Origin of the sequence: Serratia sp. L9 (assembly GCF_050632285.1) — a bacterium.
Lineage (GTDB): Bacteria > Pseudomonadota > Gammaproteobacteria > Enterobacterales > Enterobacteriaceae > Chania.
The window spans coordinates 2223189-2238893 of sequence record NZ_CP192591.1 but is presented as its reverse complement, the minus strand read 5'-3'; the positions used below and the strand labels follow the sequence as shown (position 1 = coordinate 2238893).

Sequence of the window (15705 nt, the reverse complement as noted above, 5' to 3'; positions counted from 1 at the left end):
TTCATCCTTCCTTATCATTTTCTTTTTCCACACCGCCGCCCAACGCCAACCACAGTTTCATGGTGGAATTCAGGTAGTTGTATTGCAGGTTCGATAAATTGGTTTCAACGTTCAGCAATGCATCCTCGGCATCCAGCAAGGTCTGGAAAGAAACCGCCCCTGCCTGGTACTGGCTCTTGGCCAGGGCCAAACGCTGTTGGCTGAGCTGCAGATTCTGCTGCTGATTCTTTCTTTGCTGCTGATAGCTGAGCCGCTGCGTCATGGCGTTATCCACATCGGAAAGCGCGCTGTAGACCTTGCTGCGGAAGGTTATCGCCGCCTGCTTGACGTCCAGATCCGACTTTTCGATGGTCAGTTGCACGGTATTCCATTGCACAAATGGCAAGGAGGCACTGGCCCCCAGGGTTCTGGCCGGATTGCTGAACCACTGTTGGAAAACGCTGCTGACAGCACCGAGTGAAGCACTCAGTGAAAGCGACGGGTAGAAGCTCAGGCGCTCAACATCCGAACCAGCCAAGGCTGCGCGCAAACGCCCTTCCGCCGCCTTGACATCCGGCCGCCGGGCGATGACTTCAACTGGCAGCGTCTTGGCAATAGGGACGTCCTGGTCAATATCCAAAGAGGTGCGCTCCGCCTGGTGGTCAGTCGGCGAGCGGTTAAACAGGATCGCCAGCGCATTACGGGCCTCTTCCCGCTGCTGATGCAACGTACGGTTTTGATTTTCACGATCGATCAGCGACTGTTGCGCCTGTAGCAGATCGAGCTGCCCGGCGGCACCGGCGGCATAGCGTGACTGCACCATTTGCAGCGTTTGCCTGCCAATCTCCAGCCCCGCTTCCTGTTGCTTGATCTGCTGATTAAAGTTGGCGACCTGCCAATAATATTGGGCCGTATTGCCGATCAACATCAGCGCGGTGTTCTGCCGATCCTGCTCCGTCGCCTCCACCTGCCATTGCGCCTGTTCCCTGGCGCGTGCCAGCTTGCCCCACAGATCCAGCTCATAGCTCAGATCAAGGGAGGTGCTATAAGACTCGGCTGGCGTCGTATCGTTACGCAATTTTTTGCTATTGCTGGCACTGCCACCGAGCGTAACGCCTGGCGTCAGGTTGGTATTGGCCAATCCGGCAGCCAACCGTGCCTGTTGCAGTTGCAAACCGGCAATGGCCAAGTCGTTGTTGCTGGTCAGCGCACGGCCGATCAGGGTTGAGAGCTGTGGATCGTCAAAACTGTCCCACCAGTGTTCGCCTCGTTGCAGATAAGAAGAACCGGTATCCTGCACCCGCCATTCGGTGGGCACCGACAGCATTGGCTGCTGGTAATCGCTTTTCACTAAGCCACCGCAACCGCTTAGCAGCAGGGGCAACATCAATGTCAGAGAGATTTTTCTCATCATTACTCGCGCGCCAGCGCCTCCGTTGGATGAAGGCGCGCCGCGTTGCGCGCAGGGAAAAAGCCAAAACCCAAACCAATCAATGCCGAGAATCCACAGGCCAGCACGATCGGCGGCCAGGTAAAGACCATGGTGAACTCCTGGGTCACCCAGGAAAAAATCACCCCGGCCAGCCCAGAACCGATAATGCCGATCATCCCGCCCAGCGAGCAGATCACCATGGCTTCAATCAGGAACTGACGCATGATATCCCCAGGCCGCGCCCCCACCGAAAGACGTATGCCGATTTCGTGGGTACGTTCGGTGACGGAAACCAGCATGATATTCATCACCCCAACCCCGCCCACCAGCAGTGAAATCCCGGCGATGGCCGTGATCAGCAACGTCATGGAATCCGACGCTTTGCGGATCGCCTGTGTCATCTGGTCGTTGGTCTGAGTGAAAAAGTCGCGTTGGCCGTGAGCCTGCTCCAGCAATTGCTCTACGCGGCCTTGCGCCTCATGCAGTGACATGCTGTCCTGCACACGCAGGGTGATGGATTCGATAGGCATATTGCCAGACATGCGCTCCAGCAAAGAGGTATAAGGCATCCACGCCCCCAGCATCATGCCGCTGAACTTGCCGCCTTTACGCTCGGCAATACCGATCACCCGGTAAGGGGTGCCTGCAAGCTGGATGATTTCCCCTTCGGGTGCCTCATCCTGCTCAAACAGCGTGGCTCGCAGTTCCGGATCGATAATCACCACCGGTTCACGCTCATCCAGATCGCGCTGGGTAAAACCGTTGCCGGAAAGGAAATGCAGCCCTTGCACACGAAAATAGGCATTGCTGATACCGGATATCGACACCATCGCCTGTTTACCACCACGTACTGCGTTGACCGTATTACTGACCACCGGTGAAACGCTGTCGACATAAGGTTGGAGCGCCAGCAGTTCTACATCAGAGACCTTCAGAGCGCGGGCAAAATCAGGGCGAGGTTTATCCCAGCCCAGGCCGGGGCGGATCTCCAGCGTACTGGTCCCCAGTTGGCTGATTTCGTTAAGAATGCTTTGCCGTGCCCCTTCGCCAACGGCCATGGATGACACCACTGAAGAGATGCCGATGATAATGCCCAGCATCGACAAAAAGGCCCTGGCACGGTGACCCAATAGCGCCCGCCAGGCCATCTTGACCGCCTCTTTCACGCTCTGCCAGAACTGTGTGCGCCCAGTAGCCGCCGCCACCGGCAAAGCAGGCCTGGTTTCCAGCGGTGCCACAGCCTCATTGAGCCTGTCGGCAATAATCTCACCGTCACTGATTTCAATAATGCGCTGTGCCTGGTTGGCAACGTCACGGTCATGGGTGACGATAATGATGGTGTGCCCAGAACGGTGCAGGGAGTGCAGGATCCCCATCAGTTCCTGACCGCTGGCCCGATCGAGCGCGCCGGTAGGCTCATCGGCCAGAATGATTTCCGCCCCGTTCATCAGCGCGCGGGCGATACTGACTCGCTGCTGCTGCCCACCAGAAAGCTGCGCCGGTTTGTATTCCATACGTTGTTGCAGCCCCAGCCGGGTGAGCAGATATTCGGCTCGAACCTGACGCTCCGCCGCGGGCATCGCGGTATACAAAGCGGGAATGGCAACATTTTCAGCAGCGCTCAGGTAAGGCATCAGATGATAACGCTGAAAAATAAATCCGATGTACTGGCTGCGTAATTGGGCCAACTGCTCACTGCTGGCCAGTTGGGTGGAGATCCCCTTGATCTGCATTTCGCCCTGGGTTGGCTTATCCAGGCAACCGATGATGTTCATCAACGTGGATTTGCCCGAACCGGAGGCACCGATAATCGCCACCATTTCACCACGTTGAATGGAGAGCGAGATGTTTTTCAGTACCGCAACCGTCTGCGGCCCGGACACAAAATGGCGGGAGATCCCGCGCAGTTCAATCAAGGGGGAGGAATGATCAACCATTGTGGCCACTCCCGGACGCCGGTTGGGCCAGCACCACCCGATCCCCCTCTTTCAACCCTTCTTTCACTTCGGCAAACTGGCGATCGTTAAGACCAATACGGATCCAGCGCGTCTCCAACTGCCCGTCGTTCATCACCTGCACCTGATAGCGGTCTTTACCCTGTTGCGGGCCAAAAGCGGCAACCGGGACGCGTATTGCGTTTTTCGCCTGTTCGGTGATGATAAATACCTGGGCGGTCATCGAAGTCCGCAGCAAACGCTGACTATTGGCAATGGCAAACACCCCGTTGTAATACACTGCCGAGGGTTGTTGATTATTTGAGGGCGACGTTGCACTGTCTTCCTTCAAGGCATCGTTAGGTGCCTCCTGGATCGATCCCATCACGCTGTCGTAGCGGCGCTTGGGATCCGCCACTACGTAAAACCACAACGGCTGGCCAACGCGAACTTTAAGAATGTCGGTTTCTGAAATGCGGGTATGCACCGTCATGGTATCCATATCCGCCAGTACCAGGATCGTTGGCACGGTTTGAGAAGAAACAATGGTTTGCCCCTCTTTGGTGACAATACCCAGCACTTCGCCGTCAATCGGTGCCACGATGCGGGTAAACCCCAGATTCGCCTTGGCGGTTTCCAGTTCCATCTGCGCCTGAACGATCTGCGCTTCATTGACTTTTAACTGCGCAACCTGCGTCTGGAACTGCGCCTGCGCCTTCTCCAGATCGCTTTTAGTGCCCGCACCATCACGATCCAGCCTCAGTTGGCGTCGCAGCTCCTGCTGATACTGTTTGAGCGTCGCTTGGGTAACCTGCTTTTGTGCCTCGGCACTTTGCAATGCCGCTTGCGATTTACGCAGTGCATTCTGTTGCAATGTGGGGTCGATCTCCGCCAGCAACTGCCCACGGGTTACATGGTCGCCCTGTTTCACATACAGCTTTTGCAACTGACCATTGACCTGAGCCCCCACGCTGACCTGTAGCGCCGGTTTAAGGATGCCGGTAGCCAGCACGGTTTTCTCGATATCGCCACGAGTGACCACCTCAGTGCTGAGTGCACCACTCTGTTCAGGCGTCATGACATGCCAGGCGACTGCCCCAATCAACACCGCCAAAACCAGGGCGGCAATCAGCAATAGCTTGCGTTTGGCAACACCCGCCACTTTAGCCTTCATCAGCACACCGCCGTTGTCATAGCCGGTTGCGGCACAAACTGGGTGGAAACGCTCTCCATATGGCCATTGTTCATGCGGTAAACCCGATCAAACATCGGCAATACGCTTTCGCTGTGGGTTACAACGATCAGCGTCTTATGGCTTTCACGGCAATGTGCCAGCAGAGTGGTCATCACCTGATGTGCCGTTTCCTCATCCAGGTTGGCGGTTGGCTCGTCCAGCACCAGCACCGGGCATTCACTGTACATTGCCCTGGCCAGCAACAAACGTTGACGCTGCCCCAACGACAACCCGGCATGGCTTTCACGGATCAAGGCATTCAGGCCACCCGGCAACTTTTCTACTACCGTGCGTAGATTCAGCCCTTCAAGGAAACCTTCAATCTGCTGATGCCTGCGCTCATCGTAGTTGTCATCAAACAGCGTAATGTTCTGCAATACCGAGGCACTGAACAGAATGTCTTCCTGGCTTTGCAGGAAGAACAGGGTATGTACCTGCTGATAGGCGATTGGCTGATCATCAACCACCACCTCACCCTGCTGCGGTGGCATCAGGCCGGTCATCACCTTAAGCAAGGTGCTTTTACCCGCACCCGATTCGCCAACGATAGCAATGCTTTGCCCTGGCTTGAGCGACAGAGACAGATCGTGTAACACCGGCTGTTGCGCATCATAGGCGAAAGCGATATTGCGATAGCGTAACTGCGAGGTGAATTTCGGGATCGCAGGGGGTACCGCATCACTCGACACATCCTGCTCCGGCCTGGTAGGGAACAGATCCCGTGCCCGGGTATCAATCACATGCAATTGGTTCTTTTGCAGAATGGAATAGAAGATCTTGGTGATATACGAGGTGAAGATTTCGCGCACAAAGCTGTAGGCAAAGAACTCCCCCAGAGAAATGGTGCCGTTTTTCAGCAACGGCAGTGCCAGCAGCATAAAGAACACCATCTCCAGGCTACCGATCAACTGATACAGACTGCTTTTTACCTGTTCATAGACTTTCTGCTGTTGGCGGCAGGTAAACAGCGACAGGGCATACTTGGCAAACACGCTTTTGCGCTGGCTGTCCAGCCCGGCGGACTTGATAGTAGAGAAGCCCTGAATGCTCTCCAGAATAAAATCACTCTGTTCGGCACTTTTTACCTGCAACTGCTGAGTGTAATAACGGTCACGATAAATGGCCCAGACGCTGACCAACCCCATCAGCGTTACGCCCACGGCCGATACCGTGGCCAGTAGCGGGCTCATATAACACATCACCGCCAACGCGATAGCCCCGATAATCCAGTCGGTACGCAGGCCGTTATCCAGTTCAATTTTAATGCCAGAAGCCATCTGCCAGTTGGAAAAACGGCTGTAAACTTCGCCCGGAGAACGTTTATCGAAGAAGTTCAGTGAATTGCTGAGCAGCCGCGAGAACCCGGCGACGCTGTTGACCACCACAAAGCGTTTGATAAATCGTTCCGTTATCCAGCGCACGGCAAAGGCCAGCGTGGTCGACACGACAAATGCCAGCAGGAACCAGAAATACGGGAAATCGGTTTCCCCTGCGGTTGAAAAACCTGGTTGATGGCACTGCTGACCATCATCGGCATAATAAACAGAGTGAGCGAGATCAGAAACGCCAGCACCATCAGCCGGTAAATACCGCTTATACCAGCCGTTTCCTTCAAGCTCATGGTTTCAAGCGCGCTGAATCGCTTGCTGCGTTTTATGTTGGCTTGCGCCTGCGGATCGGCAGGTGTTTCGCTGTCCAGCACCAGCGCATAGCCACTGATTTCTTGCTTCAATGCGTCGATAGGCAGCAACTGTTGGCCAATCGCCGGGTTCATCACGCAGACATGGTTACCTTTGCGGTAAGCCAGCAATACATAGTGGTTAGCACCATAATGCAAGATTGCTGGCAGCGGTACTTCCGCCAGTTCGTCATGTTCGAACAGCACCGGGTAAGCCGGCATTGCCAGCTCAGACATAATGGTACACAGCGTGGCCAACGAGGTGCCGTGCTGCGAGGCAGGATAACGCTCACGCAGGCTCTCCAGAGGGGCGCTGATCCCCTGCGTTTCCGCCATCATGGAGATGCAGGCCAACCCACATTCGTTCGTTTCGCCTTGAAAAACCAGCGTTGGGATTATCTTTTCCATGATCTGAGTTCTTAAATTTCCAGGTTATGCATTGATAAAAAATAACGAATGTGAGTGCCATAGCAGCCAGTCTTCAGGGTGCCGGGTGATGGAGGTTTCAATAACTTCCGGCAGTTTGGCTTTCAGTTCGCGTGCAGGCATCGGCGGATCAATATGGATTTTTATCTCTTTGTCGTAATACAAATAATAAAAAACCACCTGCGCCGATAGCGCCCGGGCAATGCGGATCACCCCGCTATGTAAATTGGCAGGGCGATCAAACAGCCGGCAATGCAATTTCGCCGTTTCCGCTTCATTGGTGTTCACGGTGTAATCGGGAGTGATATCAGGGAAAATCATGATATTGCGCTGATGATCGGCCGCTTCCATAATCGCGGCAGTCAAATTGCTGGCAATCTCCCGGCTATCGTCATGGATAGAGCAATAAGAGAGGTTAACCCCACCGATCTGACGCGCTCGCTCCTGGTAGGCCTCTGCGCTGACGGAAACAATCACCGTGGCTTGACCAGGGAAAACACCACCACCAACCATCCCGGCCAAAACATCGGAGACCATATGCAGCGGGGCCAGCACCACCGGGTGGCCCGCCTGATGCAGAGGTTCAACTACCGCATTGAGCTGTTGCTGGCAGCGATCCAACTGGGCCTTCACCTGAGGGTTTTGCCCAAAAGTGGCCGCCAGATCGAGCAAACGGCGGCGCTGGCTGAGCTTGGCGTAATTCAGTTTGCTGCCATCTCCAAGCAGACATTGTTTATTGGCCTCGGCCACAAAGGCACGCCTGCGCTCACCCCGGTTGCTTAAGCGTAACGTTCGGCCAATCGCACCCAACCAGAGGAACCAGCGGTAATTTCCATGGCGCAGTAGCCAGCAGACGACTTTACCCTGCGCCCGGCGTAATGGCTTAAAGCTGTGGGCTAATTTTGTGAGGGAGTCTCTCCAGGCCAAATAAACCCACACGGCAAAGAAACGCATTATTGCTCCAGCGATTTGTCATGTTGGAGCAATGACAACAGTTGGTCGGAAAATTCAGGGAAGTCACGATCCTGCAGAGCCAGCCATTTTTTGTTGACAATAAACGTCGGCGTAGCGCTGATTTTGTAATAGTTGGAGACTTCGGTCATATAATCCAGCAACGCTTTCACCTGCGGTGTCTGGCTGGCTTTGGCATAGGCATCAAGGTCGATACCATTTTCCTTGAGCCAGTTATCGCGGTTTTGCGGGTTAGTCAGATCGATTTTATCTTTGATGATGGCTTTATAAGCGCTCTCACGATGTTGTGGCTCAATCCCCATCACCGTCAACGTAGCAAATAACGGAGAGAAACTCGCCAAACCATTCCTCTGCTCGTTGTTGATATGCAGACGGACCAGCTTTGATCCGGCAGGCATGCGCGCTTCCAGCTTGTCAATATTCTCTTCGTTTAACGCACAATAATGGCAGCCATAGGAGAAAATCTCGATAATGGTGTTGTCATCTTTTATTGGGCTGTTTTTAACTTCGTTTTCGCTAACAGCGGTCAGGCTCTGTTGCTCAGAACCTGCATTCTGATTCAGAACGAAATAGTGGAAGTATGCCGTGGTAATCAGCGAGGATATAATAATAATCAGAAGGGTATAGGCAATAAGAAGCAGGGGTTTCTTGAACATAAATAATACATCCTAAGCAGGCATATCAATCAGCTCTTATAACGGGCGGGCTGCCATTGTATTATTTAGCACGTTTGCGCCGCTGAAAAAACCAGCAGCAATCACATCCCTGTCCATCAAAAAAGCACTTCCATTAAACAGGCTGATGCGAAAAAACCATCGCATCAGCCTGAACACTTATCTCCTGAAATCCAGGAAACCTAAGCGGCTATTATGGCAAGCCAACGCAGTTAGCTGCATCCGCTGGAGCGCTAGTTTCGCTAGCTACTTTACCGTGCTTATCCAAGCAGGTAGTCACTGCCATGCAAGCACCACCAGCACCGCGAGCATACGTAACGCTACAGGTTTTCTCTTTGCAGGTACCGCCGACAATTACATCCGCTTCAGTGATATTAAGTTTTTTCACAACATCATCCTTATTTAAAATTGAAATAAAACATCCCTACTATTGTCTACCATTAGTGATAGAACAATTCTACGCTCAATATAAAGGCACGGTAACCATGCCTTTATTAAAGCGCAGAATTGGAGTGTTATATTTACATTCCCTCTGTAATGTAGACAAGGATAGCGTGACGTTTAAAGCAGATCAATACAATTTTGACCATTGGTTACACTCTTGATTTTAGCCAATAAATTATTAATACAGGATATTTCTTATAAATTCTTATGTTAATTACCGGGTATTTACATCCCCCTTTTAATTTCTGATTAAATAAAAAGAAATGCATGCAGGATCTTTCTTATCTGGTGCTATTTCTCATCCTCCTGATCGGCACGACTTGCAAGAAAAGCTAAACAACGCAACGGACGATCACCGTCTATGTCTGGCTATGGCAGGTGGGTTTATCACAGATAAGGAGCAGAAAAAATGCAGTTGGGGTCATTTTTGATGACTCTGGAAGACAAAAAGTTGAAGCCACTGCCCCAATTTAAAGACGGCGGTCCTAGCATAAGCCAACACACCAGGGTCGGCAAATATCCCTCCAACACAACGTGGCTCCGCACTGAAGATAATTCCTCCAATATTGCTATAAGCGCACTAGACTTTAAGAAGCCGCGAGTGATTGATACCAAAGGAAACAAGGGGATCACTTGGTATTGGCCTTGTCTTTTCAGCAAGTTTGACTTGTTGCCTGTTGCCCAGCCTGACAGATGCCACGAGTTATTTTAGTCCACGCCATAGCATGGACCAGGGCCAGAACGGGCCCAGACGAGCGATAGCCCTTAGGCGCAGTACGGCCAACGGATTGATTTGTCGCTCCCTTAAAATCTGATCCGAAGAGATTGCATCGTGAATATAAAACTTGTTGCCGTGGTAGTGTTCACCCTTTTTCTTTCCGCTTGCGACAGAGAGCCCCCAGAGAAGAACGAAAGCGTTCGGCCAGTAAACATTTTTGAGGTAAGCAACAGTGCCCAGCAAGGGGTGCGGATCTTCCCTGCCAGGATCCTCGCGGGCGATCGCACCGAACTGGCCTTTAAGCGCCCCGGGCAGTTGGAGCAGTTGCGGGTCCGGGAAGGGGAACGGGTCAGCCAGGGGCAAATCATTGCTAACCTCAACAACAATGATGCGCGCCTGCGGCTGCGGGATCGGCAAGCCGCCTTCGATCTGGCACAGGCTCAGTTCAACCGTTTTGCCACGCTGAGCGCACGTAATGTCATTCCGCGCGCCGAACTTGACGTCCATCGGGCAGCCCGTGACTCGGCCCAGGCGGCGTTGAAACTGGCCAAGGAAGAAGTCAGTGATATGCAAATCCGGGCACCTTTTGCCGGCATTATCGCCACCGTGAGTGCCCGCAACTATCAGGTGATCCCGGCTGGCCAGCCGATAGCCACATTGAACGCGCTGGATTCACTGGATGTGGTTTTCAATATCCCCGAAAATCTGTTTATCGTCATTGATGAAAACAATGCGAAATACCAACCCATTGTTCAACTTAATAATCTGCCGGGCCGCGAGTTTACCGCCCGCTATAAAGAGCATACCTCCAGCACCACGGCAGGGTCATTAACCTACCAGATGACCCTGAGCATGCCGCGTCCGCAAGACCTGCCCATGCTTTCCGGTATGAGTGGCACTGTCAAAATCAATCTCGGCAATCTGGCCGGGGCGGCTCAGACCGCCAACGTGATTGTGCCCGTCGAGGCAGTCTTTAACCCGGATAACACCGCGCGTAACCAGCCCCACGTCTGGGTCATCAAGGATCGCGATGGCAAGCTGTTTGTTGAATCTCGCCAGGTTGAGACCGGGCAGTTAACGGCCAACGGCATCCAGATCGTTTCCGGTCTGGCCGATGGTGAACGGATCGTTGCCGCCGGCACCCGCGAACTGCGCCCAAATCAGGAAGTGCGCGCTTGGGTCCGTGAGCGAGGTCTGTAATGAAACTGACAGAGAACTTTATCAACAACGGCACCCGTATCTGGTTGGCGATCCTGCTGCTGGGTGTTGGCGGCGTGCTGGCGTTTCTGAATATCGGCAGGCTTGAAGATCCGGCCTTTACCATTAAAACGGCGGTGGTGGTGACCCGTTATGACGGCGCCTCCGCCCAGCAGGTGGAAGAAGAAGTCACCCTGCCGCTGGAAAACGCCATTCAACAACTCCCGTATATTGACAACGTGACCTCTATTTCCAGCGTCGGGCTGTCGCAAATCACCGTCAATATCCGTGCCGAGTATGGGGCGGCCGAGCTGCCACAGATCTGGGACATCCTGCGGCGGCGCATTGGCGATGCCGCCTTGCGTTTACCGCCGGGTGCCAGCCCGCCGATAGTAAACGACGATTTTGGCGATGTTTACGGCTTCTTCTTCTCTTTATATGGCGACGGTTATAGCAATCAGGAACTGCGCAACTTTGGTGAGTTGTTACGCCGCGAACTGGTGGTGGTGCCCGGCGTGGGCAAGGTAGCCATTGTCGGGGTTATACCGGAAGAGGTGCAGATTGAGATTTCCCGCGCCCAGATGACCGCCGCCAATATCATCCCCCAGCGGCTTTACGACCTGTTAAGCAGGCAAAACGTGGTGTCCAACGCCGGGGATCTGTTGGTGGGCAGCGAGTCGATCAGGCTGCATCCTACCGGTGAGTTTGCCAGCGTTCAGGAGTTGGGTAACCTGCTGATTAGCGAACCGGGCAGCCCCCGCAGCGTCTATCTGCGGGATATCGCCACCATCAGCCAGGGCGTGACGCACTCCCCCAACAATATCTACCGCGCCAACGGGCGGCCTGCGTTGTCTATCGGGGTCTCTTTTGCCCCCAACGTTAACGTGATTGTGGTTGGCGAAGCGGTCAAGGCGCGTTTGGCCCAGTTGGAGGCAGAACGCCCGGCCGGGATGGATATCAGCGTCTTCTACGATCAGTCTCATGAAGTGGAAGGGGCGGTTAACGGCTTTATCATGAACTTCTTGCTGGCACTGCTGATCGTGGTCGGTACCCTGCTGATTTTCATGGGTGTACGCAGCGGGCTGGTGATCGCCGCTTCGCTGGCGTTAAACGTGCTGGGCACACTGCTGATCATGAAGCTGTTCAATATCGAGCTGCAGCGTGTTTCACTCGGTGCACTGGTGATCGCCCTGAGCATGTTGGTGGATAACGCCATCGTGATCGTCGAAGGGGTACTGGTTGGTAGGCAACAGGGGGAAAATACCCTGAAGGCCATCAACAACGTGGTAAAACGCACCATGTTTCCGCTGCTGGGGGCCACCGTCATCGCCATCCTGGCGTTTGCACCGATCGGTCTGTCGAACGATGCCACCGGGGAATATTGTAAATCGCTGTTCCAGGTCCTGCTTATCTCGCTGATGCTGAGCTGGTTTACCGCATTGACCCTGACGCCAGTCTTCACCAAATGGGCGTTTGAAAAACAGAAAGTCGCCGAGCCAAAAGCCGATGAACCCGCCAAAACGCCTTATGATGGCTGGCTGTTCCGCGCCTATCGCAATCTGCTGGGTAAGCTGCTGCGCCAGCGCACCATAACGCTATCGGTATTGGCGGGATTACTGGTGATTTCGGTAATAGGTTTTGGCAACGTTCGCCAAAGCTTCTTCCCGCCATCCAATACGCCGATTTTCTTTGTCGATCTCTGGCTGCCCTACGGCACCGATATTGCCTACACCGAAAAAATTGCCGCCCAGATCGAGCAGCATATCAAGGAACAAAGCGGCGTCAGCGATACCATGGTCACGATCGGCCAGGGGGCCATGCGCTTTATGCTCACCTATAACGCGCAGCGCCAGTATTCCAACTATGCGCAGGTCATGGTGCGGGCCAAACAGCTAAACCAGATCCCTGACATGATCGGCCAGATAGAAAGCTATGTACGCAATAATTTCCCTCAGGTGAATGCTCAGGCCAAACGCATCATGTTCGGGCCATCGAATAACAGTTCTATCGAGGCCCGCTTTATCGGCCCGGATCCGAATGTGCTGCGTTCGCTGGCTGCCAAAGCAGAGAAGATCGCCAGTGCCGATCCTGATGCCGATGGCGTAATGCATGACTGGCAAGAGCGTAGTAAAGTCATTCGCCCGCAATTCTCGGATTACCTTGGCCGCGAACTGGGGGTGGATAAACGTGAAATAGACAGTGCGCTGCGCATGAGCTTTGGTGGGATCGCCGTGGGCCTCTACCGCGACGGCACCCGGCTGATGCCGATTGTGTTAAGAACACCGGATGCCGAGCGGCTGAATGCGGAGCGGCTGAATGACGTCATGATCTGGAGCCAGGCGCGGCAGGCATTTATCCCTATCGACAACGTGGTTAACGGTTTCACCACCGATTGGGAGGATCCGTTGATCATGCGCCGGGATCGTAAACGCACCTTAACGGTACAGGCAGATCCAAGCTCGCAGAGCGGCGAGACCTCCGCCGAACTGTTGCAACGGATCAAGCCTGGCATTGATGCCATCCCATTGCCTCGAGGTTATGAGCTGAATTGGGGTGGCGACTATGAGAGCACCAAAGAAGCCCAGGCTGGGTTGTTCACCAGCCTGCCGGTGGCCTTTGTGATCATGTTCATCATCACCGTGCTGATGTTCAGTTCGTTGAAAAATGCCGTAGCCATTTGGCTGACCATCCCGCTCGCACTGATCGGGGTCACGCTCGGCTTCCTGCTGACGGGCATCCCGTTTGGTTTTATGGCGCTGATCGGCTTGCTGAGTTTAAGCGGCATGTTGATCCGTAACGGTATTGTACTGGTTGAAGAGATAGGCTTGCAGCGGCAGGAAAAACCGATCCTGGAAGCGATTATTGACGCGTCAACGTCACGTTTGCGCCCAATATTACTGACCGCTTTTACCACCGTGCTCGGTTTGGCCCCGCTGCTGAGCGATGCCTTCTTCCAGAGTATGGCGGTGGTTATCATGTTCGGCTTGGGTTTTGCCACCGTGCTGACGCTGCTGGTATTGCCCGTGATCTACAGCTGCATGAACTCTGACAAGAACAAGGCAACGGCTGAAGCCGAGGTCTGATCTGCCTTACCCTGCCCTCTTTAACCATAAAGAGGGCATTTTACATTTGCCGGACTGTTTCAAAACCAGGCATTGGTTTACTGTGTGCATGGCTCAAAATAAACATGGAGAAGTGCAACGTGATAAAACAAACAATCCTGGGATGTTCATTATTATTAGCCTCTGCGGCAGCACTGGCTGGCGGTTGTGACAACCCGCGAACTGCCTATGACAAAACCTATTGCGCCGCATTGGAAATGGTTCAACTGGATCAGGAGATCAATGTTGAATACAAGAAGGTGATGGGGTTGCTGAACCCGCAGCAGAAACAGACGCTGAAGCAATCGCAGATCCAGTGGCTGCAAAACAGGGACAAAGAGTGCAGTGACGATTCGAAGATTAATGTCGCCTGTTCAAACGACACTATGCAAAAGAGGATCAACTTCCTGAAAAGCGTGGAGCGGGAGTGCAAAAGCACCGGCTGTGACAGCAACAAGCTGGCTCAGCAGCAATAATTCAGCAGGGGCGCAGCTTACCGCGCCCCTGCCCTAAAACCATTACTTGGTTAACGCGATAATACCTAATGTAAGGCCAGCTACCGCTGCTGCGCCACCCGCGATAGCCCCGGCAGTTTCCCAGTTATCCTGAGTCGTTCCCTTCATGCAGGTATTGGTATGTACCAGGCGGCCCTGATCGTCATAGACCGGTACGCAAGGCGACTCGGTGGCACACCCTGACAGTAAAGCGGCCAACAGACCTGCTGCAATTAACTTACTCATACTCACACCTCGGTATTCAGTCGTTCAAAAAACATCACATTCAAGAGAAATCGCGCCACTGTACCACCAATGCCCGTAGTGATGGATGCGGAATAGTCGCAAAATGTGTAGGGGTGAAACACAAAAGAAATATCGGCAATCGATATCCACAGCCCCCTCTTTAGCGCCCTGGCTGAATCATTCTGCAGTCGATATCCCACTGATTTCAGGCTATTCCCGCTGTGAACGGCCCGATTGAGCAGGGTGATTACCTTGCTGCCACTGCCGTTAGCAAAGAAAACCTGGACTTTTAAGTCAGACTGAAAATTTCAGGTTTTCCAGATGTTCCTGATATTGATGAAACAGTTGAGTCTTATTCTATTTTTTATTATCGGATATCTGGCAGTATAAATTCCGATGAAAAGGTATATTGAGTTACTCTCTCCAAAAAGCGAGAATTAGCGTTGATGAAAACATACCAATTAATCTGAGCAAACCAACAGGATGTGGAGAGCTCACATTCGATATTCGAGTCTACGATCGTGAGGCTGGCGCCATGCAGTCTTTAATCCGTCGTGGGCTGAAAAGATTAAGATGGTAATTATGTTGGTCAGCTACAGGCCAGACAGTTTTTAAATGAGTCTAACGGTATTGTAATGGTCTAATGATCCCGGACACTTTGTTAGAGATATAATAAGCAGTACTAACGAGGTGAGAATGCGCAGAAAAACGTTTACCCATGAGTTCAAACAGGAATGTGTCAATCTGGTCCTTCAGCGCAACTACCCGGTGGCACAAGCTGCTGAAACAATGAATATTGGTCTTTCAACATTGCAGCGCTGGCTACGCCAGTATCGCGGAAAGTACGGGGCGAGACTCCGGCAGCCAGTGCTATTACACCTGAACAATGCGGTTACGGAGAGGTTTTTCCGCAGCCTGAAAGGAGAAAGAGTTAACTATCGTCGTTATGAAACCCGAAGTCAGGGTATTGCAGACGTTATCGATTATATCGACAGTTTTTATAATCTGAAGCGGCGGCATTACCGGCTGGGAAATATCTCGCCGGATGAATACGAACGACGACTACAACAATGTGCCTAAATCGGTGTCCGGTTTTGCTTGACCATTACATAGGGCTTGTCTTGCGGCTTAGAGCGCCGTAGCTCAAGGTCTGTGAGGGGCATTGTGTATAGCCCC

11 protein-coding genes and 1 pseudogene are annotated in these 15705 nt (G+C 53.1%); 4 read left to right on the top strand and 8 right to left on the bottom strand.

Features of this window, described 5'->3' with window-relative positions; all coding sequences use genetic code 11:
• Position 1: 1 nt before the first annotated feature.
• From ACQ86O_RS10645 to ACQ86O_RS10615, 7 genes and pseudogenes are all read right to left on the bottom strand, one after another.
• Entirely contained in the window at positions 2 to 1393 is a 1392-nt protein-coding gene (locus tag ACQ86O_RS10645) for an efflux transporter outer membrane subunit (RefSeq protein WP_431225189.1), read from the bottom strand.
• Positions 1393 to 3348 (bottom strand): ABC transporter permease, encoded by a 1956-nt coding sequence (locus ACQ86O_RS10640; protein WP_431225188.1) that lies wholly within the window; start codon positions 3346 to 3348, stop codon positions 1393 to 1395. Before ACQ86O_RS10640 ends, ACQ86O_RS10645 begins: the two co-directional genes overlap by 1 nt.
• Entirely contained in the window at positions 3341 to 4423 is a 1083-nt protein-coding gene (locus ACQ86O_RS10635; protein ID WP_431225700.1) for an efflux RND transporter periplasmic adaptor subunit, read from the bottom strand. The genes ACQ86O_RS10640 and ACQ86O_RS10635 overlap by 8 nt, the downstream gene beginning before the upstream one ends.
• 95 nt (positions 4424 to 4518) lie before the next feature.
• Positions 4519 to 6665: pseudogene (locus tag ACQ86O_RS10630) on the bottom strand (peptidase domain-containing ABC transporter).
• Positions 6666 to 6689: 24 nt separating this feature from the next.
• Complete coding sequence (locus tag ACQ86O_RS10625; RefSeq protein WP_431225187.1) at positions 6690 to 7637, bottom strand: ABC transporter; 948 nt, start codon at positions 7635 to 7637, stop codon at positions 6690 to 6692.
• Positions 7637 to 8311 carry a DsbA family protein gene (locus ACQ86O_RS10620; RefSeq protein WP_431225186.1) on the bottom strand — a complete coding sequence of 225 codons (675 nt, stop codon included), beginning with the start codon at positions 8309 to 8311 and terminating at the stop codon, positions 7637 to 7639. Before ACQ86O_RS10620 ends, ACQ86O_RS10625 begins: the two co-directional genes overlap by 1 nt.
• Positions 8312 to 8522: 211 nt before the next feature.
• Positions 8523 to 8717: a DUF4762 family protein gene (locus ACQ86O_RS10615; RefSeq protein ID WP_431225185.1), complete on the bottom strand. Its 195-nt coding sequence runs from the start codon at positions 8715 to 8717 to the stop codon at positions 8523 to 8525.
• A gap of 888 nt (positions 8718 to 9605) precedes the next feature.
• Between ACQ86O_RS10615 and ACQ86O_RS10610 the strand changes: the two genes are divergently transcribed.
• From ACQ86O_RS10610 to ACQ86O_RS10600, 3 genes are all read left to right on the top strand, one after another.
• Entirely contained in the window at positions 9606 to 10691 is a 1086-nt protein-coding gene (locus ACQ86O_RS10610; RefSeq protein ID WP_431225184.1) for an efflux RND transporter periplasmic adaptor subunit, read from the top strand.
• Entirely contained in the window at positions 10691 to 13771 is a 3081-nt protein-coding gene (locus ACQ86O_RS10605) for an efflux RND transporter permease subunit (protein WP_431225183.1), read from the top strand. Before ACQ86O_RS10610 ends, ACQ86O_RS10605 begins: the two co-directional genes overlap by 1 nt.
• 119 nt (positions 13772 to 13890) lie before the next feature.
• The gene (locus ACQ86O_RS10600; RefSeq protein ID WP_431225182.1) at positions 13891 to 14265 is read left to right on the top strand and encodes a lysozyme inhibitor LprI family protein; all 375 of its coding nucleotides are present in this window, start codon (positions 13891 to 13893) and stop codon (positions 14263 to 14265) included.
• Positions 14266 to 14307: 42 nt separating this feature from the next.
• On the opposite strand, the gene ACQ86O_RS10595 is transcribed toward ACQ86O_RS10600, so the two are convergent.
• Positions 14308 to 14529: a hypothetical protein gene (locus tag ACQ86O_RS10595; protein ID WP_431225181.1), complete on the bottom strand. Its 222-nt coding sequence runs from the start codon at positions 14527 to 14529 to the stop codon at positions 14308 to 14310.
• 696 nt (positions 14530 to 15225) lie between these two features.
• On the opposite strand from ACQ86O_RS10595, the gene ACQ86O_RS10590 reads away from it, so the two are divergent.
• Complete coding sequence (locus tag ACQ86O_RS10590) at positions 15226 to 15609, top strand: IS3 family transposase (RefSeq protein WP_431225180.1); 384 nt, start codon at positions 15226 to 15228, stop codon at positions 15607 to 15609.
• The last annotated feature ends 96 nt before the right edge of the window (positions 15610 to 15705 follow it).